Origin of the sequence: Fibrobacter succinogenes, assembly GCF_902779965.1 — a bacterium.
Lineage (GTDB): Bacteria > Fibrobacterota > Fibrobacteria > Fibrobacterales > Fibrobacteraceae > Fibrobacter > Fibrobacter succinogenes_F.
In genome coordinates this window covers 1-20,956 of sequence record NZ_CACZDK010000039.1, presented here as the reverse complement: position 1 = coordinate 20,956, position 20,956 = coordinate 1, and the positions used below count along the sequence as shown (strand labels likewise).

Genomic DNA, 20,956 nt, shown 5'->3' with positions numbered 1-20,956 from the left:
TTTAACCCATGAACGAATGCCAGAACAACTAGCCCCCCCCCCAAAAAAATGCGGACAAGCATTCGCTCATCCGCATTCAGGTCGTCATTTTGGGATTCAGTTAAAAAGATTTCAATTTTTCTAGTGCCCGATTTGCGCCTTGTAATAGTCGATATTACTCACGTAACTTTCTTGAGCCTTGCATCCTGGATTGGAAAGCTCATGATACTTGCCCAAGCCCAAGATGTTGAAACCCACCTGAGTAGAATCATCGCCACGCAACACGAAACGAATAGAAGCAACTTTAGTCAAATCAAAGGTCCGGTTCGTCAACGAAGCAAATTCACTCCATTTCACGCACTCCGTTATCGCATCAAGACTTCGCGGCAACGAGGCCTTAAACCAGTCATTCTCATTATCGGGCAATCCATATTCATTGTCTAAGAGCACGACATCCATATCAGCTTCAGAAGCATACGTCACACACAAGCCGCCCCAATCAGACACATCACCAGCTTTCGGCTCATCAGTACTAACGACGAAGAAACCAACACCCACAATCGGCTGGTAAGTTAAAGCCCCCATGCCAAAAGAAGCTATACCGCAAACCCCGGCACAATGTTCGATAACCGGATCAATGGCATAATCAGAATCAACGGTACCAATTTCTACGGGCCAAACCACCTTGGATTCACCACCATCGCATTTGTCATTGAAGCTGAACCACATGCCCTCCGTGCCATTTTCATCGCCAAGACCCGTCCGAACTATAAACTCTCTGTTAGGCGCGTACCACAAATCATCGACCATTTCGAACGAGCAAACATCATTAAAAACAAAGTTTTCGATTGAATCTAAACTGCTCGAGCTAACATTCTCAACCGCATCCGAACTACTCGAACTAACATTCTCAACCGCATCCGAACTGCTCGAACTAACATTCTCAACCGCATCCGAGCTACTCGAACTTGACACATTCTGCGAGCTAGAGCTCAATTGCACAACAACATTCTTGTAAGACGCTAGCCCCTTGATATTGAATTCGCCACTTTCCCCCGAATAGCCTTCAAATTCAAAGAGAACATCATCAACTTTATTCAAAATTTCTCCGCTAGCTCCATCGACTGAAACGCTCTGCTTAAAATCGCTCCATTTCGAACAAAGCGTCGATTTGCTTAGCATTTTGGGGAATACAGCTGATGGCAAATCAGATTGCGCCACCTTATTGCCAGAACCAAGCATCAAGCGCATCGGAAGATCCGATCGATAAGTCACGCAGAGACCGTTCCACGCAGAGACATCGACCATTTCGCCATCGGCAGACAATTTAAGTCCAACACCCGCACGTACAGGCTTCGGAGAAGCTCCCCGCAATTGAACTGTACCACAAATGCCATCGCACGCATCAGCGATGCTTCGCATATAATCCGCAGAAGACATATCGCCTTTTCGCACAGGGAACTCGACTGTCGAAGAATTTCCCTCTTCCGTGCCAATGAAATCAAACCAATATCCGGAATTTCGGTTCCCGGTATCGGCTAGATAATCCTTGAACGTCCACAAATCATAATTTACGGGCTGATCAACAACGAGCAAATCGTTCGCTGCAGAAGAGCTGCTGTTCTTTGCAACAGAATTCTCGAAATCCGTAACACCCGAAAATTCCAATTCAGAACACGCCATAAGCCCAAACGCCACCAAGCCCAACGGCATTATCTTTTTTTGATTAATCATTGTTCTCTCCTTTTTTCCAAGTCAATGGAAACAACTGTAAATTCAATCTATAAACCCTTTCTGTCGCACGGCTTTTCAATGCTATGTCCGCAATTTCTTTTCGGAAAGCTTTGATTTTTTGCACGATTATTTCATAGTCCTCAGCGGACAATCCCATGATAAGGCCCGAAAAATTTCGTTCAGACAAAGCAAATTCATCAACAGCTTTTTCCGCAAAGGCAGCCATTTCACGATGCATGGAACGCAACGCCACAGAAACAGCTCCGGAAGTTCCCTTCAGATACTTGTCCGTCTGCTCGTAGGCTTTGCCATTTTTTTTCAGAAGGCCCACCTTCACCATAAAATCAAGCGACTCGCGGACGTCACTAGCCGAGACCTCCATACAACACAGTTTGGCTATTTCGCCCGGAGTCGCTCCCTCCATCACCGGCGCAAGTTCTCTCACTACCGGATGTACCCAAGATTCAAAATATCTGAACGCTTCGCCATCGACAATTTTCACTTTCTGGCTTGCGGCCAAATCCAACATGGCATCAAAAGCAAGCTTGCGTTCCTGATCGTTCCTGGCATCGCAATAAGTCACCATTTTCTTAAAATATTCAAGTTCAAAACCTACCAAGCCCATGGCAGCCCCAACCATTTCAGCCCCACGGGACGAAAGACGAGTCTTGCCATCACACACAAGCTTCAAGTAATTCGGCGATGAAAACCCACTTACGCGAGAAAATTCCCGCCACGAAAACGCCGACACACGAATTCGCTCGTTGCAATAATCCTGCATATAAAGTCGATAATCATGATATTCAATAATAGGTTTCATGTAAACAAATATACTTTCTTTTATCTAAAAAGCAATAATCCATGATTATTTTTATCAATTTTTATTCAAATTAATGCAATTTTAATCATATTTTATAAAAATTGAATTATCATGATTCATCCTTTAGTTATTAAGTATTACTTATTTTATCAGCATGCAATCATTTATCACGAATTATCGGGGGACAATCTAGCGGAAACAAAAAAAAGCGGGACTCAACCCGCATTTCCTAAAAAATTTATAGCAACGATTTACACCTTGCTTCTAACTATATTTTCCAGTCGCAGAAATTCTTGAGCATGGCAAGTCCAACCTCGCCACTTTTTTCCTGATGGAACTGGCTTGCAATTAAGTTGTCCTTGCCAATAAGTCCGGTAAAGGTTTGCGTTCCGTAAGTCGTTTCGGCAAAAGCATATTCCGCCGGAACCTGCGGGTAATAGGAATGCACGTAATAAAAATCGCAACCGCTGCGAATGCCCTTCATGATCGGGTGTTCGCGGGTGAAGTTCACCTGGTTCCAGCCCATGTGCGGAATCTTGAGGCCCGGTTCATCCTTGAAACGCACGGCACGGCCAGGGATAAGTCCAAGCGTTTTTACGCCACCATCTTCTTCGCTTTCTTCAAGAATAATCTGGCAGCCGATGCAAATGCCGAGCACCGGGTTCCCAGCCCTGACAACAGCCTTGATGGCTTCGCCGATACCGGTCTTCGTGAGCGTTTCCATGGCAGACGCCGCAGCGCCGACTCCCGGGAAAATCAATCGCGTTGCCTTTGCGATTTCGTCAGGATCGCGACTGACCTTGGCATCGGCACCAATGAACTTGAGCGCATTCATCACCGACGTTAAGTTGCCCGCATTGTAATCCACAACAGTAATAGCCATAGAAACCTCTTTAATTTTTCACGTGCAAAGATAGAAAAAGCATTCCGCCAAAGTTCTACTTTCATAAATCAATAATTAAAAAAAGAACGTTATGCGGGCGGGGCCCCAGCTCGGAGTGGACGCCTACGGCGTCAGCGGCTTCACTCGGCCATATCGGCAAGCACACTTGCCGCTGCGACACTCGCTTTGCACGCTACTGCGAAGAATGTTCTTTGGCCGACGCTCCATTTTCAAAACGACAAACATTAAACAACAAACAAATACAATTCACCACGCATATCACCGAACAATAATTAGTTTGATTTTTGCACCACTTACATTCATAAAAAGGAACCGCCGAAGCGGTTCCCATAAATAATTTGGATTTGATTCAAAATTAGAACATGCGCCAGGTGACACCAAGAAGAATCACGTTCTTGTGCTGCGAATCCTCGTCCAAGTCCTTGTCGTAAGCGATATCGTAACTGATCTGGAATTCGAAGAGCGGAGAAAGCGACAACGCGAGAAGGTTCTCCCACCTGCCATCGATTTGATCAAAGCCCTTGAAGTTGACAAATGCCCACAAACGGCTCTTGAAGGAGACGATTTCAGAGAAGGAATACTTGAATTCAGTGATGCTTTCGAGACCCGGTTCATTTTTGAACTTTTCAATTTTCTTCGTATCCTTATCGTCGGCATATGCGTAAGAATCAGAGCCATCAGCCGTAATCGTCATGCGGTTTGCAAAAGCAAGGCGCGTAGAGAAATTGTCATTCGGGAAATAGCCTACACCAGCCATCTGCGTGACATAGCCAGGAGCCATGAAGTGAGAAACGACCGTCTTGATTTCGTTTCCATCTTCGTCTTCGCTATAGTCGTAGCCTCTCGTAAACTGAGATTCGAAGCGGGCTCCGACATACGGCTTGATTTTTTCGGAAGCGTTGAAGTCACCCATGGTTTCGTAGAAAATCTTATCCGAAGACTTGCGCGTGCCAAGGCCGTCCGTCTTGGTGTAGCCAAGGGCAAGGTTCAGATTGTTGCGCCAATCGGCCACATTCCAGTGAGCCTTGAGAGCTGCATCATAGCTGAAAAGCCATGTGTAAGAGGATGTACCGTCTTCGAGTTTCCAGTTGCTGAATTGCATACGTGTAAACTTGACGGCGGCAACTACGTCAGCTTGCCAATTTTCAGGCAGATAGCCTTCAAACATGCCACCTTCAGCAAATGCCGTGGATGCAGAAATGAGTGCAGCGCATCCGATTGCGAACAATGATTTTTTCATTTTTCTACCTCGTTTATGGTCCTTCTTTCCCATAGACCTATTTTCTGTGTTAAAGATAACATTTTTTTAGTGAAAAAACGGGCCCGGGAGCATTTTCGATTACTATTATTACAAACATGTTATTCAAGCGCCTATTTTTAGTTGCAACCATCGTTTTTTGCACCGAGATTGCGTTCGCTACAGAAAACTCGACTGCGGCACCCCCCGCAACGGCAAGTTCCCCCTGGCAGTTCGAAGCTGGGATTTCAGCAGGGCGCCCGACACCCATCATGTTAAACGCAGGCGTTGGATACAACAACTTCTTTTTCAGGGCCATGGGTGGCGGCCTCCACCTCGACCACGACGAGTACTGGGTCGGTTTTCGCGGAAGCTTTGCCTGGAAGTTTTTCCGCGGGTTGCCGTTTTCACTCGACCTCGGCATTGGTAGCGGTTACGCCTTTGCCAACGCCCCCAACGGATACCTCAGAACTTTAAACAGAGCAAACAAAAAAAGACTCGTTCGCCCTTATAACTACAAGGAATCGCTCGATATTTCAGTGGAAATGCGCGCAAACATCTACGGGGTGTTTACGTATGTTGCAATTCCGATTCACTGCTTTATGAAGCACAACAAACCGACGGTAATATGGCAAGTCGGGTACGCGTATAGGTTTTAGGCTAGACAAGAGAACGCAGCGAGCGGCTACTAGTCTTTGACGCAACGAACTGAAAAAGCCATGAACTTGGGACGATAGTCCACATCCACATTGTCTTTCCTATAGATCAAGCGCATGGCATACGCATACTCGTCACTCTTCTCTGTAGAGATCCAAAAAGTTGCTTCGTTGCCCACATAGGTATAATCACCCCCACCATCCCTGTAGCCGACAGGCAAAGCCGAGAACGCGTAATCATCCGAGCCGTTGCCGCTAGCTTTGGCAAAGTTCCAGCCACTTGTTGATTTAAGCATCTTGCCCGCAACAGAGTCGCCGCCAACAGCAGAGAACAATGTTTCAAACTCCGCTTTTGTCGGCAAGTGCCAGCCATTCGGACAAACACCACGCACCGGGGACATCGCCGAACATTCCGATTTATAGCCGCACCCCTTGCCGTTCGAACTCCACTTGCCCGCGCTGTCCATCGCCGCAGCCCATGTGTACAGGCGACCGTACTTGGTGCAGTTGGAGGAATCGTCATTGAAACAGAATGATTTTTCCGTTTCAATGTTCAAGTTCTGAGCCATCCACGTCTGTTTTCCGATAACGACAGTCTTATAGGTTTGACCGTCGCGGGAGTCCGTCAAAGTCGATAAAGACTCCTTCCCCGAAGGGCTAGTTACAGAACTATCATCGCCGCAGGCGGCAAGGAAAAGTCCAATCCAAAGAGAAGCACAAAGAACAAATTTTTTCATATTACGAATATAAAAAAAGAATTCCCACAAATGTGAGAATTCCTTAAAAGTAATGGATCCTATCGACCCTGCGGGTCGTGAGGATGACATGCGAAGTATTGATGACAGCCAAGACGGCTGTCGAACAAATTACTTCTTGAGGCTCGGAACGCCACCGAAGTCGACGTTCGTCTTCTTGCCGAGCAAGAGAGCGCGAGTCTTGAGCGGGAGGCCGTAGCAGCGGATGAAGCCAGTAGCGTCCTTCTGGTCGTACATGTCAACGTCCGTGAAGCCACCGAGGCCCATGTCGTACAAGCTGTACGGGCTCTTGATGCCGGCCGGGATGATGTTGCCCTTGTAGAGCTTGAGGGTCACATCACCAGTCACAACCTTGTTCACTTCATTGAAGAAGGCATCCATAGCCTGGCGGAGCGGAGTGAACCACTGGCCATTGTAGACAAGGTTTGCATAGGTCATAGACATCTTCTGAGCTTCGAACAAAGTTTCCTTGTCGAGCACGAGCTGCTGCAAGCATTCGTGAGCCTTGTAAAGGAGCGTGCCACCCGGAGTTTCATAAACACCGCGGCTCTTGAGGCCGACGAGGCGGTTTTCAACGATGTCCAAAAGACCACAAGCGTTCTTACCACCGATTTCGTTCAAGAATTCGAGGAGTTCGACAGCGCCCATCTTCTTGCCGTTGATAGCAACCGGATTGCCCTTTTCGAAGGAAATCGTCACGTGATCGGCCTTGTTCGGAGCCTTTTCATACGTGTTGGTGTGCTTGAGGAATTCGTACTTGTGTTCCTGTTCCGGGAATTCCAAGACGCCACCTTCGTGAGAGAGGTGCCAGAGGTTGCCGTCTTCGGAGTAAATCTTCTTCTTGCTGATGCCGTTGAGCGGAATCTTGTGTGCAGCGGCGTAGTCGATAGCGTCTTCGCGGCTGTGGAATGTCCAGCGCGGGTCCTTCCACGGAGCGATGACTTCGAGCTTCGGGTTGAGAGCAGCGTAGGTGAGTTCGAAACGAACTTGGTCGTTACCCTTACCGGTAGCACCGTGAGCAACAGCGTAAGCGCCTTCCTTTTCAGCGATCTTTACCTGGTACTTAGCGATGAGCGGACGAGCGAAAGACGTACCGAGGAGGTAAGTACCTTCGTACTTAGCACCGGCGCGAACGGTCGGCCAAACGTATTCTTCAAGGAATTCCTTCTTGAGGTCGAGAACGTAGCACTTGGAAGCACCGGTCTTGAGAGCCTTTTCTTCGAGAGCCTTTGCGTTCGGGAAGTCATTCTGGCCGAGGTCGGCAGCGAATGCAATCACTTCGACGTCGTAGGTTTCCTTGAGCCAAGGAATAATAATGGAGGTATCGAGTCCACCGCTGTAAGCGAGGACGACTTTCTTCTTGGATTCTGTTTTAGCCATTTTGAATGTCCTTATGGAAAATTTTTTGACGGAATAAATATAGAATTAGACGAGAGACGAAAGACGAAAGACAAAAAAAATTTTATAAAAAAATGGTTAGTGATTAGTAGACAGTAGGACAAATGCTTAGGTCGAGTGTCGCGACCAAGCTTGCTTGGACATGACCGAGGCCAGCATTTGGGACTTGAGCGAAGCGAAAGTACAAGTAGACAGTAGGAAGTTAGAAGTTTGTAGCGTCATCCTGACGACCTACGGGAGGAAGGATCCAGTAACTGTTTGTTGTTAGTGTTTTGTAAATGGGAGTGTTCGGCCTAGCAAGTCGAAATACTTGATGTTCAACTTTTCGTGAACGCTGTTGACGGCACGGCGAGATGCAGGTCGAATCGATGTCGTAGAATCCGCTTTTATCGGTAATGCCGGGTCAATTTCGCGCACCGTAACGAACTTGTAAAAAGGGTGATCTTCATCCGTACGCATAATGACGACTCCCCCGCCCTTCAAGATGGCATCGAATGCATTTTCTAGCCCGTTATAATCCTTGCAGCCCTCGATCTTTGCAGCGCCACCGCTAGCTCCCGACCAATCTACCCCTGCATCTTCGGCAACACCCACCAATTCCCATTTTCCAGGCGGAGTTGCATTACTTGTCGAGTCAATATAAAGTTCCAAGCGGACTGTCGATTCGTCTTTATTATAGACAATGTATTTCATGCCAATCCACTTATTTAACGGCAAAGGCTCTCCGCCCCACAAAAAATCTTGCTTGCCGATTCCCGAACCACTGCGGTAATAGCATTCGGGATGCTTCCACTCCTTTTCGAAATCCCAGCGACCATCGTTACGGAACCGTGCGTAATACGTATTAGCATCGCAGTTGTTACCACCACTAGAGCCATGCCCCAAGGCACCACTGCGGACACCGACCACCATGCCGCCATAATTTTTTCCGCCCATTTCGTTCCGCATAAAATAAGCGGTATATTCCGTATTCAAGAAGAACTGTTTTTTAGCGACCCATTCACGCAGTCCGTTGATATGGAAACGAGGCCCCACACCAAGCATCTGCATCACGCCTTCGCCATCGACCTTGTAACCTTCCCCATCGACACCACGGCTATCCGACCATTGCAAAGGATCATCAGGGTCATCCGACCAATCTGCAAAAACACGCGCATGACCGTTCGCCCAATGCTCCGAAGTCCAAGAAACCGAACCCGCCTTCGTCCCATAAAATTTTTGGAAGCCAAAGACATCTACAGAGTCTTCTGCAAACGCATAAACACTCAAAGCTAATATCAAAAAATTACGTAACTTCATAATAACCCAATAAAATTGCAAACCGAAAACTCCCAACTTCCAAAATATAAATTCATTTTTTCTATTTTCAGAACCATGAAACTTTCCGACAGAGCGCTTGGTTACATTTCACTTTTGGTTTTTGCCTGTATTTTTGGAGGCATTGCTTTTGGTATGTGGAAAGCCCACCAAAACGTGCACCAAACGGCGATTGTCGACTTCAATGAACTCGGTTCGTTACAACCCGAAGATCCTGTCGTATTACGTGGTTACCGCGTTGGAACGATTGGCCAAGTTATTTGGCTTAAAGATCGTTCACGAGTAAAAATACACTTCACAGAACCACTCACGCTCCGTGCAGGCACACAATTCAATAACGTAAACTACGCCCTCATGGGTCAGCGCCGCCTCGAAATCATTCCCTCAAAAACAGGCGAAATCATGCCGGAGAACCACGTGTTCCAAGGGCATTTCGAACCAGGCATCGCAGAAACGCTCCGACTCATCGAGAACGTCAACGAACAACTCGAAGCCGTTCAAAAAACAATTTTGCTGCTTTCCCAGGGAGACGCATCTCATAGGTCCGCACAGGAAATCTATGAAGAAACCATGCACTCCATCGAAGATATTTTCGCACATACCGAAAAGACGGTCGGATCCCTTAGCCCGAAATTGAACAAGCTATTTAAGCAAATGAACTCTTCGACCAAGGCTCTTTCCAAAACGGCACTACAAGCGGACACCGCTATAAAGACCGTCGCCGCAGCCGCAAACGAAAAGATTTCGCTCGTCGATTCCGTTATTTTTTCACTTAAAGAAAACGCACAAAAGACAAACGATATTATCACCAATATCGAAAAGGGTATCGACAACGAAACGCTTTTGCAGTCTAAGGAACTCATCGACAACATCAATGGATTCATCAGCGGTCTTAACAAAGCCATTATGGCCATTGACACGAAAGATCTTGGATTCAAGGACGAGAATGGCAACCCCATCCATCTCATTTCGTGGAAAAACATGAACATTGTTGGCGACAACGCTCGCGACAAAGCCCGCAAGCGATTGGAAGAAGCCAAGGCGCAACAAGAACAAAACAAAGCAGGCAAGTAAATGGATTTAGCCAACCTGCCTGGACTCGGTCCCAAGAGACTTGAAAAACTCAACAAGTCCGGTTTAAATTCAATCACCGATCTTTTATACAACATTCCGCGCACCTACCTTGACCAGACCAAGGTTTCAAAGATTGCGGACTTGCACGATGGCGATCGCGCGGTCGTGATTGGAATTATCACGCGTGCAGGTATCGTCAAAGGGCGCATGTCGCGATTCATGGCAGTTCTCACGGATGGCACGGGCGAAATCCAACTTTTATTTTTCCGCGGCACACGCTTTATCGCAAATAAAGTTAAGCCCGGAACACGCTGGCTTGTTTCTGGCGTAGTTGGTTCTTATCGCGGATTGCAACTGGTGCACCCAGACATGCAACCATTCGACGAAGGCGAAGCCTTTAACGGACAAATTCTCCCCGTTTATCCCATCAGTGAAATTTGCCGCGAAGCAAAGATGGAGCAGCGGTTCTTCCGCAATCTCTACAAGACGATTTTTAATTTTCCAGGGCTCACTCTCCCCAACGCATGCCCGCACGAGCTCACAGACTATTTGCACTTTGCGCCTGTGATGGACAACCTCCGTGCGCTCCACATGCCCAAAGATTTTGATTCCATTTATAAGGCAAAACGCGAACTCAAGATTTTGGAGCTGTTGCCGTTCTGCTTGCGCATGGTGAAGCGACGCGAAAATCAAAAGATCCGCGGTCACGAAAGGCAAATTGATTTGGGGAACGTCATGGCGGCAAAAGCACGCCTACCGTTCCAACTGACCACAGGTCAGGACGCGGCGCTGAGCACGATTATTGACGGGCTCAATGGCAAAAAGCAATTCCATGCACTATTGCAAGGCGATGTGGGTTGCGGCAAAACAGTCGTTGCCATGCTTGCGATTATGGCAGTCTGCGGCGCAGGCGAACAATGCGCATTGATGGTGCCAACCGACATTCTCGCAAGGCAGCATTTCAAATCGCTCAAGCCGTTCTTTGACGCCGCAGGAATTCGCGTACATTTGCTTGTCGGGGCAACCCCCGCCGCCGAAAAGAAAGTCATTCTCGGTGAACTGCAAATGGGCCTCTGCAACGTTGTTATTGGCACGCACGCGCTGTTCAGCAAAGACGTTTATTTTGCAAAACTCGGATTTGTCATCATCGATGAGCAACACCGTTTCGGCGTAAGCCAGCGCGAAGCGCTTCTCGCCAAAGGCGATTACCCCGACATGCTCGTAATGAGCGCTACGCCGATTCCGCGAAGCCTCGCCATGACACTGTATGGCGACCTGAAAGTCATCAGCATTAAGGAAAAGCCCGCAGGCCGTAAGCCCATCAAGACACGACTCGTGAACGCCGCGAAACGCGAATCGATGAAGCAATTTATTTGTAAGGAAGCCGCCGGCGGGAACCTCTGTTACTGGATTGCAAGTCGCGTGAATGCGGATGGCTCCGGCGCATCCAACTCAGGAAGCGCGGCAGGATCCGTGGGCAGTTCAACTAATTCGGCAGGTTTCGCGGGCAGTTCCACGGATTCAGCCGCAAACGACGGAAACGCCCGCAGTGTCGATGACATCGTGAACGAAATGCGTTCTTTTATCGCCGCCTTCGGCCACACCGATGCAAATATTGCCAGGCTCAAAGTCGCCGGCGTCCACGGGCAAATGGACGACCGCGAACGCGATGAAATCATCAAGCGCTTTGCCGCCGGCGAAATCCAGATCCTAGTTGCAACCACCGTTATCGAAGTCGGCGTGAACGTTCCAACAGCAAACCTGATGGTCATCGACCAGCCAGACCGATTCGGTCTGGCGCAGCTCCACCAGCTGCGCGGACGCGTCGGTCGCGGTAATCAAGAAGCCTGGTGCTTCTTGATGATTCCCGAAGGCGAAGCCGCTGAAACAAGCATGGAACGCCTATCGCAATTTGCCGCCACCGAAGACGGGTTCGAAATCGCGGAACTCGACCTCAAAACGCGCGGCGCCGGCAACCTCGAAGGCAACGAACAAAGCGGCGCTTGGGTATTCCGCTGGTTTGACTGGATCCACGACCAAGAACTCATTTCGCAAACGCTCGAACGCGCCGACCACATATTAAAAGACGGTTCTGCATTCAACGAAACCGCCAAAGAAAAAATTCAAGCCTGGTATAACGAAAAGCCTTCCGCCAACGAAGACGGAGTTCATTAGCACGCCATTTAACGCACCACGCGCATTCGCTTAAAGCAAACGCGTCATGGTGCCAAATACCAACGCAATCAGCACGACATTCAAAAAGAACATCGCACGGCGTACAATCAAAAAGAAAACCGACTGCCAATGCAATATATGATCTGTCGGATTTATCAATTCCTTTGCAGCCAAAAAAACGTTAATAGCGCCAGTCATCACAAGCATCAAAGCGCCCGGGAAATAACCTTCGTTCCACACAAGAACCGTAAGCCAAGCACCCGCAATCATGGCTATAACACCGATGATAATTTCAACACGCATAAAAATGCACTTGACTTCGCGAGCCCTTCTCCGACGATTTTCGCGAGCAGCCTCGTCTTGATTTTTTTCTTCGTCTATCGCCATGTTCTCTCTTCTTAAAAAAGTTTGTCTACAAAATTACAAGGAATACGATGTGGTCACAGAATAATGAGGCGTTCCTTTGAGTTTACCATTCAACGGAATGCTCACGTCAATCTTGTTGATCAAACGAGTAATAGACTTTGTCTGTACAAAACGAACACCCAAACCAAGGACATAAATCAAATCCTTACGCCTAATATCTTTAATCGACGGAGCCGTTTCGCCAACGCTTCCAAACGCAACAACAACAGGCGCAAGCGTAAGAATTTCAAAATCAGGGAACCAGCGCTGTTCCAAATTGCCATAAACGCGAGCCTGCCCCGCATAGAATCCCGTCGGGAATCCAACAAAGCCATCAGAACCGCCAAGTGTCAACTGGTAGCCCAACTTGGCATCATCATACAAGTCTACAAGTCCCGACAGCGCCGTTGAGAAACGCGTACTCGGATGGAAAATGTACTCGCCATTCAAACGACCATAAAAATCATGACGCTTTCCATGATCCAAATAAAAATACATGTACGAATTCAATGTCAAATGATGATTCTGGCGTCCGAGATAAAGGTCCGTCCAAAAATCCAAACGAATGTCGTTATTGTTGGCTCCTAGCTGTTCGTAATTTTTCGAAAGCTGCGCCTTGACAGTAAATCCTTTATCTATATCTTCGGTCCATCTGGCGTTGTGGAAATTCTTGATTTTTTCGTAACGCAAATTGGAGTACATGATATAAAAGCCAAGGCGGGAATCCTTGCGTTCCTGAGTCCATTCATTTACAGCACTTGCAGAATCAATGGCATACACATCATCACCATAAATAAACGGATAAGGCAATACTCGGCCTTTCTTTGCCGTTTCTCGCAGGTAATCATAAGTCGCACCCAAGTAGAGCTTGCGTTGCGATCCACCAAACGAGCGGCTGAATCGGAAACTCAAGGAATCGGTAATAAAATCCTCAATCGCCATAAGCTTCACAGATTTTTTACCGTTGTAACGCGAGAGCGAGTTGAGGTATTTATCCGTAGCAATCGAATCGATTTCACGTTCGCTCTTTTTCTTGTAGTCCGGATCCTTACGGGTAATTTCTAATTGATTGAGGAACGCCCTATTGTGCGTATAATCATAAATTTTTGCGCCCGATGGAAGTTCTCCGCGACCATAGTAAAAGACATTGCGCTTATTCTTTAAACCTTCGAGAGTGTAAGCCCACTGGTTCACTCCGCGGCTAAGGTACGGCACATACATTTTCCAATGTGCAAGGTATCCATCCGTATTGTAGCTATACAAGAAATCCAAATGGTTATAACGGAAAAGGAAATGCGGGTCGCCATATTCCAACTGCCACATGTCACGGAACTCGTCATGTCCAAAGTAAAAGCCGAGCTTTTGACCAAGCCCAAGGAAATTGCTTTCCTGAACGCCAATACCCCAAACTAAGTTATCGTAGCTCCATTCACTCCCCGAAAAACCAAGAGCAAAAGGTATCGTCAACGTCCAGTTATCGCTCGTCTGAACATCCACAATATTTTTGCCTTCTTCGCTAGATACAGAAATATTGGCATCCGAAAGGAACTTCTGGCTGCGCAAAAAACGTTCCGCTTCGAGCAGCAAATTCAGATTGACAAAGTCTCCTTTATCAAAAAGCAAAAGCTTACGGACAGTCACCTCTCGCGTTTCGATATGCACCAAATTCAAAATATCATACGCCCAGCGGTCGTATTTCGAATGAGCCTTTGAATCGTCAAACGCATCGCCAATATGGTAGCGAATTTTATCTACGCGGAACACGGCATTGGAATCCACAGTTTCAGACGAAGCAGAATCCATACCAATTTCGGTCGCAGGAGAAGTTGCAGAATCAACAGAAACAGCATCAGCAGCGGCAAGCGCAGCAGACGAAAGGCAAAACAAACTAAACAATAAATTTTTCACGGATACAATATACAAAATTAGAGCTTAGAACTTAGAACCTAGAACTTAGAAAAATGCATTTGAAGAACCTTCGATTTAGTTACTAGTCACTAGTTAATAGAATACTTTAATATGAAATTCTCTAGTAACTTGGAACTGCCGCAAAGCAGCCTCTGTAACTTAGAACTCGGAACTGCCACAAAGTGGCCTCTGTAACACAGAACTAGCAACTCAAAAGCTCTTGCACATTTCCTTCGCTTTTTCTAAATTTCATGGCGGGTAGCGGATGGCCGCCGGCTTCACGGCTGGAGGAAAGTCCGGGCACCGCAGGGCATGATGCTGGATAACGTCCAGGCGCGGAAACGCGACAGAAAGTGCAACAGAGAATAGACCGCCCGCAGCAATGCAGGTAAGGGTGAAACGGCGAGGTAAGAGCTCACCGCGCGACTGGTGACAGGAGTGGCTAGGTAAACCTCATCCGGTGCAAGACCAAGCAGGATTCCGTCCGCAAGGACCTGGTGCGGCCCGTGCCAGCTGGATATCCGGGTAGGTCGCTTGAGGCGGTCGGTAACGATTCGTCCAGAGAGATGGTCATCGCTCCGATGGCAACATTGGAGTACAGAACCCGGCTTATAGTTACCCTATTTGAATGCCTCCGCTAAGAGCGGAGGCATTCTCCTTATAGATTATCTCCAAGTCCTTTTTTCTATGAATTCGTCGTAATCGCCGTCTTTCCACTTCTTTTCGTAATCTTTGCAATCATCTTCGTAATCGTCCACCTGCGAATGAAGCGTTTCCAAGTGTAAGTTCTGGAAGCTAATAACAAAATAATAGAATCCGTTTCCACAATAAGTTTCGGTATAATTTCTCTTGTGTGAGTTTTCTTTTAACCCGTCTTCATACTCCAAGCACATGGCCGTTTTTTCATAAGACGTTGTATAAAAAAAGGAGTCTTCGTAATACTGAGTCCCAGTGCCGTTTTGGTCAAACGTAAATTTTTCCACATGGCCTTTGTATTTCGGAATATTCACCTTAATCTGCTTCCAGTACGAGCCATCTGCATTTGTGCCATCCGTAACATCGCAATAGAAGCCTTCGTCCCCATTCGGCGGGAAACTTCCTGTCGTTTTGCTCGTTGTATTTGAACCGGAACCATTACTATCGCCACTCGATGCGGAATCATCGCAGGCGGTAACAGTAAACATTGCAAGCATTCCAAGTGCAAACAAAATTTTTTTCATTTCATTTCTCCTTTTTTATTTATATCGTAATCTATAAACTTACAAATTTTCGCATTCCCGCAACAGTCACAGAAACGCTAATTATAGTAGACAATACCAGAATTGCAACCGGCAAAAGCAAGCCCTGCAAAAATACCTCATGCCCCATTTGCACTAACAAAAGAAGAGGAACAATAAAGAACAACGTCATGTGAGTCGCCGCACGGACGGTTTTTACGCGAAGCGAAACCATCAGAGAAAACGCCGTCGTCAAAAGCACCGCCGAGAGCGCACCAAGCATTGATGCCACCGCCGCAGTCGTTGAAATCTCGGAATGCGAGAACCAGTAGCCAAGCTGCGCCAAAAGCGCAAACACCAGAGGGAACGGGAGAATCGCAAACAGCTTGCCCCAAAAGAGTTTCGCAGGCGCAATCGGAGAGAGCTGCAAAAGTTCCAGCGAATTGCGTTCGCGCTCGCCGGCAAAAGAATCGCCCGCCAAGGGTGCACCCATCGGAGCCATCAGGCAGCCGAGCAAAAGCATCATGTAGCTTTCCATGCCCTGCATAATCTCGCCACCGTAACGCGACACTGCAATCGCCTGGCTCGCCGCAAGAATCACCGGCGGGATGATGAACGGGATCCAGAAACGCGGATCCCTGAAAATCAAACGAAGTTCGTGTTTAAAAACATGGAGCATAGAGGTTGTGAGCAATGAGGTCAGTGCTAGTGGTTAGTAAACAGTGGTTGGTGATTAAGAATGCGATATTTAACCAAAAGATAGTTTAATCATCACGAAAGCAAAATTCTGCAAAGCGAAAGGCCTGAAAAAAAGTCTGATTATGAAAAAACGCCATTTTTTACGTAAAAAAATGCCAATTTTTCTATTTTGTTACGTAAAATTTTTACGTTATACGTAATAATTATGCATTTTTTCCGAGCTAAGTTCTTTTTTTGCCCCAAAATTCATCCAAAATACACTTTCTCAGCCTCCAAAATCCACACAAAGTCACCAAAAATCAATTACAGCGGCTCAATTTAGTTATTTTATTCTAAATTTTACGTAAAAAACAATCTTTTTTTTCAAAAAGTCACGTAAAAAAACGCCAAAAAACAAAATCAACTCCGCAACGTCCACTTTTTTGTATAATATCTTAACGAGTTAGTGATAAAGATGCATTTGTCAAAGGAAAATTTTAATGAAAATCTCGTCCTTCATTTACTTCGCGAACTTCTGGCTAAAGACAGTCCTTTTCAAAAAGAAAGATCCGATTTTAGGCACCGTCATCGTAACCGACCGCTGCAACCTGAAATGCAAGCACTGTTCCGTCAACAACATCACTTCAATCATGCATCCCTACACCCAGATCAAAAAGGAGATGCAGACATTGTACGACATGGGCGCGCGGATTCTATTCTTCTGCGGCGGCGAAACGTTCTTGTGGAGAGACGGCGATTTGACAGTCAGGGATCTGGTCATCGAAGCCAAGAGAATGGGCTTCATGATTGTCAACGTGGTCACGAACGGAACGCAGCCCATCGACTTGCCCGAAGCGGACTTGATTCTCTTAAGCCTTGACGGCGACAGGGAACGCCATAACGCCATCAGAGGCAACACGTTCGATACCATCATGGAGAATGTCAAGAACGCCACTGCGGACAACATCTGCTTCTACATGGCCATCAACCAAATCAACAAAGACGCTGTGCGGGACGTCTGCCAGATTGCGAAGGACACGAAAAACGTGAGGGCGGTCTCGTTCAATTTCCACACGCCTTATCCCGACACGAGAAACCTTTTCCTGTCCAAAGAAGAAAAGCAGAAAATAGCAGACACCATCTTGCAGATGATGGACAAAGGCTACCCGATATTCAATCTCAAAGCATCGCTCCCGTACCTCGTCAACAACAGCTTCCCCACCCCATGTTATCAGTGCCTAGTTATTGAAGATGGCAAGATTTCGGTATGCGGAAGGTGCATCGACGTTCCGGGACTTTGCGAAGAATGTGGCTACTTCTTTGTCGCGGAATACACCCTGCTTTTCAGGGGCAATTTGAAAATCGCCTTCGAAGCGGTAAGGACATACCTCAAGTACGTATAAGCTAACGAGAGTTTTTTGAATGAGTTTGAGAACGACTTTAACAAGAGCGTGGCTGACCCGGTCCATTAAGCCTTTTTTATTCAAAAACGAATACGACGAGATTCTCCCCTTCGAGGAATGTGAGAATCTCGGGCTCTATGTCCACATCCCTTTCTGCAAAAGCATCTGCACATTCTGCCCCTATTGCAAGATCGTTTACAACAAGGATTTATGCGACAGGTACATTGACGCGTTGATAAGGGAAATCCACAAAGTCGGTGGTCAATACAAAGGCAAGAAGGAAACGACCAGCCTGTATTTTGGTGGCGGCACACCAGCCCTAATTGCGGATAGAATCAGCGAAATCATCGAAGCGATTCGGGAACATTTTACCGTGACCGAAGGCATCGGCGCCGAACTGCACCCCGACAACGTAAATATCGAGACACTCCAAAAACTGAAAGATGCGGGCGTTACAAAAATCAGCATAGGCATCCAGTCATTCCAGGAGAAATACCAGAACATTCTCGGGCGAAAGCAAGTTGACGCAAACAAATTAAAAGAAGCCCTAAGCGCCGTGGAATTCGAAACGGTTTCCATGGACTTCATCTTCGCGCTCCCCGACCAGACCTACGAAGACATCAAAGCGGACGTAGACACCGCATTCGCAAGCGGCGCCAACCACGTGGCGATTTACCCGTTCATCGATTTTTCCTTTACCAAAAGCAAAGTAAAAACGATGCCGAAAAAGCAGAAAAAGGAGCTGCTAGACCGAATCACCGCCTACTTCAACGAAAAAGGTTACCACCGCAGTTCCATCTGGACTTTTTCGAACAAGAAAGAAGCCAAGTATTCTTCCATGACCCGTGACAGTTTCCTCGGATTCGGATGTTCCGCCACGACGCTCCTTCAAAAGCAATTCAAGATAAATACCTTTTCCGTAGAAGAATACTGCAAGAGGATTGACAGCGATAAGCTGCCGACCTCATTGACCATCCGCTTCACGCCAAGGCAGAGGATGGTATATTACCTGTTCTGGACGCTTTACAGCATGCAACTGGACGAAAAGAAATTCGAGCAGTTCTTTGGAGTCCCGCTCCAGAAAATGTACGGCTTTGATTTCTGGCTAGCGCAGAAACTCGGATTTTTGACAAAAGAAAACGGAATCTATTCCACGACCATGAAGGGCGCTTTTTACTATCATTACTACGAACAATTCTACACGCTCTCTTACATTGACAAGATGTGGGGAATCATGAGAAAAGAAGCGTTCCCGGAGAGAATTGAGTTTTAGCGAAATAGAACCGGAAAGGGTGTCGAAACCGAGAAAACCGCACTTCAATAGAAAAAAGAGATTATATTAATGAAACTATGACAGTCACTCCCATTCTAATTATAGTACTTGCCATTTTCTTCATAATTCTCGTAATTTTGAACCACTTTAACGTTTTTTCGCTGTGGCTCCAAGGCAAATTTTCAAACGCAAATACGAACGTGCGCTTTTTTCATCTTATTGGCATGCTGCTACGCAGGGTTCCGCTAGAAGCAATCGTCGATGCACACATCAGAAGTTGCAAAGCACACATCCCAATTGACATGGAAAAACTTGAAGCTCATTACCTTGCCGGCGGTAATGTACAAAACGTAGTCCAAGCCCTCATCTATGTAAAGCACTCTCACATCAAACTTGATTTCAATATGGCCGCAGCGATCGATCTTTCCGGCGGCAACGTACTCGAAGTCGTGAAGGGATACGAGAAGAAGGAATTAAGAGAGAAGTATGGGCTTACCGATCTTTAAAGCAACGGTATGACTGCAGGTCGACAAAAGTATTTATATTTTCCCATATGAAATTTCTGGCTGCGTTTATTCTAAGTCTTTCTTTGCTTGTTTCAAGCTCTTTTGCGGTGTCCCTTACGCCACCGATGGTCCTAAAGATGCAAGAAGACCGCACAATGGCGGCCTCGGACTTTACAACAGAAGAAACTCCAGAGCACGATTTTTCCGTATTAAAAATCCTCGTAGGCGTATATTCAGTTGGATTTGTTATTTTGGGAATTGCCTTCACAGGTATCGGACTTGATAAAAAACACGACGAAGACTATCAAGATAAAGCAGGGACGATGATAGGCAGCGGCTTAGGCATGGCGGCTTTAGGAGGACTCGGCATTTGGTGGGCGTTTTAAACGAATTTTTCCTTCGCGATTTCCTTGAAAATCCAACAAACTTTTTGTTTAAAGAAGATTGAACTTAAATTAGATACTTTATGTTATATGGGTTATAAAATTGCTATTCCAAGCAAACGTTTCAAGTAAAAAAAATTATCTTTTACAACATGAAAAAGAAACTCATCTTATTAACGCTCCTATTAGCAATATGCTCTTTTGCCGACTGCACAATCTATGCCCCAAGAAAAGTACTCTGTCGAAATGATAAAGGTATTGTTTCAAACTATCTAATGGTTACAGATAGCTTATGGAAAGCAAAAACCTACTATCCTGAAGACCCAGGAAACCAAACTGAAGCAACAACTTATAGCATCTACAAATTATTTAACATGAAAGCCCTTTGCCTTGTAGCAACAGCAATCAAAGCAGTGCAGGACTCAATTGACATCAATTCCGATATAACACCCGAAATTGAATTGGATTGCGAAAACAAACAAGCTGCATTTCTTGCAAAAATAGAACAAGGGATTAATGAAGTCGTACCCGCATTTGATCTTGCACTAGGCAAGCTTGAAAAAGTAAGCGTAATGTACTGTATGAATCCAGGCTATGTAAGGACTTTCAAATACAACAAAGTGACTCAACTCGAAACAGATCGGCAAGATTATCAATTCCTAAAACCGGGAACGTATTGCCAAGACTTTTTAATGGATAAAAAAATTTATTGGAAGCCAGAAAAAGATATGTTTGTGAAGATGTTTTAATTTTTCCCTAAAAAAAGAAACGCTCTGGAATAAATCCAGAGCATTTCTATTTTCACTGGATCCTTCGACTTCGCCCTACGGGCTTCGCTCAGGATGACACGAGAGAGAAAATGACGACCCCGGAATCCCGGAACTTGTCCGGGGCAGGCTCTAGCCGCCATTTTTCCTGTCTACTGTCTACTGCCTACTGAGGCAATAAGGCTCCGCCTTATTGTCTCGTCAAGGTCTTGTACTTGATGGGCTTCGGATTGTCCGCATCTTCGCCGAGGCGCTTGCGACGATCAGCTTCGTACTCGCTCCAGTTGCCTTCGAACCACACCACCTTGGAATCGCCTTCGTAAGCGAGGATGTGCGTGGCGATGCGGTCCAGGAACCAGCGGTCATG

The 20,956-nt window shown here is 46.5% G+C and carries 19 protein-coding genes, 1 other RNA gene and 1 pseudogene; 9 read left to right on the top strand and 12 right to left on the bottom strand.

The genetic code is table 11. The annotated features are described in order from the left end of the window. Positions 1-120: 120 nt before the first annotated feature. The 4 genes from HUF13_RS14845 to HUF13_RS14830 all read right to left on the bottom strand — a co-directional run bounded on the left by HUF13_RS14845 (position 121) and on the right by HUF13_RS14830 (position 4,677). Positions 121-1,713 (bottom strand): hypothetical protein, encoded by a 1,593-nt coding sequence (locus tag HUF13_RS14845; protein ID WP_173475849.1) that lies wholly within the window; start codon positions 1,711-1,713, stop codon positions 121-123. Beyond that, on the bottom strand, positions 1,706-2,533 hold the full coding sequence (locus tag HUF13_RS14840; protein WP_173475848.1) for a TIGR02147 family protein: 828 nt from the start codon (positions 2,531-2,533) through the stop codon (positions 1,706-1,708). Before HUF13_RS14840 ends, HUF13_RS14845 begins: the two co-directional genes overlap by 8 nt. 268 nt (positions 2,534-2,801) lie before the next feature. Continuing rightward, a complete protein-coding gene (gene hisH / locus HUF13_RS14835; protein WP_173475847.1) occupies positions 2,802-3,416 on the bottom strand; it encodes an imidazole glycerol phosphate synthase subunit HisH in 615 nt (204 codons plus the stop codon). A gap of 376 nt (positions 3,417-3,792) precedes the next feature. Then, the gene (locus HUF13_RS14830; protein ID WP_173475846.1) at positions 3,793-4,677 is read right to left on the bottom strand and encodes a DUF3078 domain-containing protein; all 885 of its coding nucleotides are present in this window, start codon (positions 4,675-4,677) and stop codon (positions 3,793-3,795) included. A 116-nt stretch (positions 4,678-4,793) separates the two neighbouring features. Between HUF13_RS14830 and HUF13_RS14825 the strand changes: the two genes are divergently transcribed. Further along, complete coding sequence (locus HUF13_RS14825) at positions 4,794-5,333, top strand: hypothetical protein (RefSeq protein WP_173475845.1); 540 nt, start codon at positions 4,794-4,796, stop codon at positions 5,331-5,333. A 29-nt stretch (positions 5,334-5,362) separates the two neighbouring features. Here HUF13_RS14825 and HUF13_RS14820 read toward each other — a convergent pair whose 3' ends face one another. The 3 genes from HUF13_RS14820 to HUF13_RS14810 all read right to left on the bottom strand — a co-directional run bounded on the left by HUF13_RS14820 (position 5,363) and on the right by HUF13_RS14810 (position 8,782). Continuing rightward, positions 5,363-6,067 (bottom strand): fibrobacter succinogenes major paralogous domain-containing protein, encoded by a 705-nt coding sequence (locus tag HUF13_RS14820; RefSeq protein WP_173475844.1) that lies wholly within the window; start codon positions 6,065-6,067, stop codon positions 5,363-5,365. A gap of 129 nt (positions 6,068-6,196) precedes the next feature. After that, positions 6,197-7,465: an argininosuccinate synthase gene (locus HUF13_RS14815; RefSeq protein WP_072827569.1), complete on the bottom strand. Its 1,269-nt coding sequence runs from the start codon at positions 7,463-7,465 to the stop codon at positions 6,197-6,199. Between the two features lie 282 nt (positions 7,466-7,747). Continuing rightward, positions 7,748-8,782: a hypothetical protein gene (locus HUF13_RS14810; RefSeq protein ID WP_173475843.1), complete on the bottom strand. Its 1,035-nt coding sequence runs from the start codon at positions 8,780-8,782 to the stop codon at positions 7,748-7,750. Positions 8,783-8,857: 75 nt separating this feature from the next. On the opposite strand from HUF13_RS14810, the gene HUF13_RS14805 reads away from it, so the two are divergent. Then, entirely contained in the window at positions 8,858-9,874 is a 1,017-nt protein-coding gene (locus HUF13_RS14805; protein WP_173475842.1) for an MlaD family protein, read from the top strand. Beyond that, complete coding sequence (locus HUF13_RS14800) at positions 9,875-12,049, top strand: ATP-dependent DNA helicase RecG (RefSeq protein ID WP_173475841.1); 2,175 nt, start codon at positions 9,875-9,877, stop codon at positions 12,047-12,049. Between the two features lie 30 nt (positions 12,050-12,079). On the opposite strand, the gene HUF13_RS14795 is transcribed toward HUF13_RS14800, so the two are convergent. Then, entirely contained in the window at positions 12,080-12,436 is a 357-nt protein-coding gene (locus tag HUF13_RS14795) for a hypothetical protein (RefSeq protein ID WP_173475840.1), read from the bottom strand. 33 nt (positions 12,437-12,469) lie between these two features. Further along, a complete protein-coding gene (locus tag HUF13_RS14790; protein WP_304039248.1) occupies positions 12,470-14,350 on the bottom strand; it encodes a hypothetical protein in 1,881 nt (626 codons plus the stop codon). A gap of 265 nt (positions 14,351-14,615) precedes the next feature. Between HUF13_RS14790 and rnpB the strand changes: the two genes are divergently transcribed. Continuing rightward, positions 14,616-14,990: RNase P RNA component class A (gene rnpB / locus HUF13_RS14785), an RNA gene on the top strand. Positions 14,991-15,027: 37 nt separating this feature from the next. Here rnpB and HUF13_RS14780 read toward each other — a convergent pair. After that, complete coding sequence (locus HUF13_RS14780; protein WP_173467034.1) at positions 15,028-15,582, bottom strand: hypothetical protein; 555 nt, start codon at positions 15,580-15,582, stop codon at positions 15,028-15,030. 31 nt (positions 15,583-15,613) lie between these two features. After that, positions 15,614-16,258 (bottom strand): ABC transporter permease, encoded by a 645-nt coding sequence (locus tag HUF13_RS14775; RefSeq protein ID WP_173475839.1) that lies wholly within the window; start codon positions 16,256-16,258, stop codon positions 15,614-15,616. A 499-nt stretch (positions 16,259-16,757) separates the two neighbouring features. Here HUF13_RS14775 and HUF13_RS14770 point away from each other — a divergent pair, with 499 nt between their 5' ends. The 5 genes from HUF13_RS14770 (at position 16,758) to HUF13_RS14750 (ending at position 20,571) form a co-directional block, all read left to right on the top strand. Continuing rightward, entirely contained in the window at positions 16,758-17,660 is a 903-nt protein-coding gene (locus HUF13_RS14770) for a radical SAM protein (RefSeq protein WP_173475838.1), read from the top strand. A 19-nt stretch (positions 17,661-17,679) separates the two neighbouring features. Continuing rightward, entirely contained in the window at positions 17,680-18,933 is a 1,254-nt protein-coding gene (locus tag HUF13_RS14765; protein ID WP_173475837.1) for a coproporphyrinogen-III oxidase family protein, read from the top strand. Positions 18,934-19,010: 77 nt separating this feature from the next. After that, complete coding sequence (locus tag HUF13_RS14760) at positions 19,011-19,439, top strand: flotillin-like FloA family protein (RefSeq protein WP_173475836.1); 429 nt, start codon at positions 19,011-19,013, stop codon at positions 19,437-19,439. Positions 19,440-19,486: 47 nt separating this feature from the next. Beyond that, entirely contained in the window at positions 19,487-19,825 is a 339-nt protein-coding gene (locus tag HUF13_RS14755; RefSeq protein ID WP_173475835.1) for a hypothetical protein, read from the top strand. 149 nt (positions 19,826-19,974) lie between these two features. Further along, positions 19,975-20,571 carry a hypothetical protein gene (locus HUF13_RS14750; protein ID WP_173475834.1) on the top strand — a complete coding sequence of 199 codons (597 nt, stop codon included), beginning with the start codon at positions 19,975-19,977 and terminating at the stop codon, positions 20,569-20,571. Between the two features lie 208 nt (positions 20,572-20,779). Here HUF13_RS14750 and HUF13_RS17655 read toward each other — a convergent pair. Beyond that, a pseudogene (locus tag HUF13_RS17655) lies at positions 20,780-20,956 on the bottom strand (energy-dependent translational throttle protein EttA); the annotation flags it as partial.

Coding starts and splice junctions, on each gene's coding strand:
- HUF13_RS14845 (WP_173475849.1), bottom strand. CDS start 1,713: ATGATTAATCAAAAAAAGATAATGCCGTTGGGCTTGGTGGCGTTTGGG.
- HUF13_RS14840 (WP_173475848.1), bottom strand. CDS start 2,533: ATGAAACCTATTATTGAATATCATGATTATCGACTTTATATGCAGGAT.
- hisH (WP_173475847.1), bottom strand. CDS start 3,416: ATGGCTATTACTGTTGTGGATTACAATGCGGGCAACTTAACGTCGGTG.
- HUF13_RS14830 (WP_173475846.1), bottom strand. CDS start 4,677: ATGAAAAAATCATTGTTCGCAATCGGATGCGCTGCACTCATTTCTGCA.
- HUF13_RS14825 (WP_173475845.1), top strand. CDS start 4,794: ATGTTATTCAAGCGCCTATTTTTAGTTGCAACCATCGTTTTTTGCACC.
- HUF13_RS14820 (WP_173475844.1), bottom strand. CDS start 6,067: ATGAAAAAATTTGTTCTTTGTGCTTCTCTTTGGATTGGACTTTTCCTT.
- HUF13_RS14815 (WP_072827569.1), bottom strand. CDS start 7,465: ATGGCTAAAACAGAATCCAAGAAGAAAGTCGTCCTCGCTTACAGCGGT.
- HUF13_RS14810 (WP_173475843.1), bottom strand. CDS start 8,782: ATGAAGTTACGTAATTTTTTGATATTAGCTTTGAGTGTTTATGCGTTT.
- HUF13_RS14805 (WP_173475842.1), top strand. CDS start 8,858: ATGAAACTTTCCGACAGAGCGCTTGGTTACATTTCACTTTTGGTTTTT.
- HUF13_RS14800 (WP_173475841.1), top strand. CDS start 9,875: ATGGATTTAGCCAACCTGCCTGGACTCGGTCCCAAGAGACTTGAAAAA.
- HUF13_RS14795 (WP_173475840.1), bottom strand. CDS start 12,436: ATGGCGATAGACGAAGAAAAAAATCAAGACGAGGCTGCTCGCGAAAAT.
- HUF13_RS14780 (WP_173467034.1), bottom strand. CDS start 15,582: ATGAAAAAAATTTTGTTTGCACTTGGAATGCTTGCAATGTTTACTGTT.
- HUF13_RS14775 (WP_173475839.1), bottom strand. CDS start 16,258: ATGCTCCATGTTTTTAAACACGAACTTCGTTTGATTTTCAGGGATCCG.
- HUF13_RS14770 (WP_173475838.1), top strand. CDS start 16,758: ATGAAAATCTCGTCCTTCATTTACTTCGCGAACTTCTGGCTAAAGACA.
- HUF13_RS14765 (WP_173475837.1), top strand. CDS start 17,680: ATGAGTTTGAGAACGACTTTAACAAGAGCGTGGCTGACCCGGTCCATT.
- HUF13_RS14760 (WP_173475836.1), top strand. CDS start 19,011: ATGACAGTCACTCCCATTCTAATTATAGTACTTGCCATTTTCTTCATA.
- HUF13_RS14755 (WP_173475835.1), top strand. CDS start 19,487: ATGAAATTTCTGGCTGCGTTTATTCTAAGTCTTTCTTTGCTTGTTTCA.
- HUF13_RS14750 (WP_173475834.1), top strand. CDS start 19,975: ATGAAAAAGAAACTCATCTTATTAACGCTCCTATTAGCAATATGCTCT.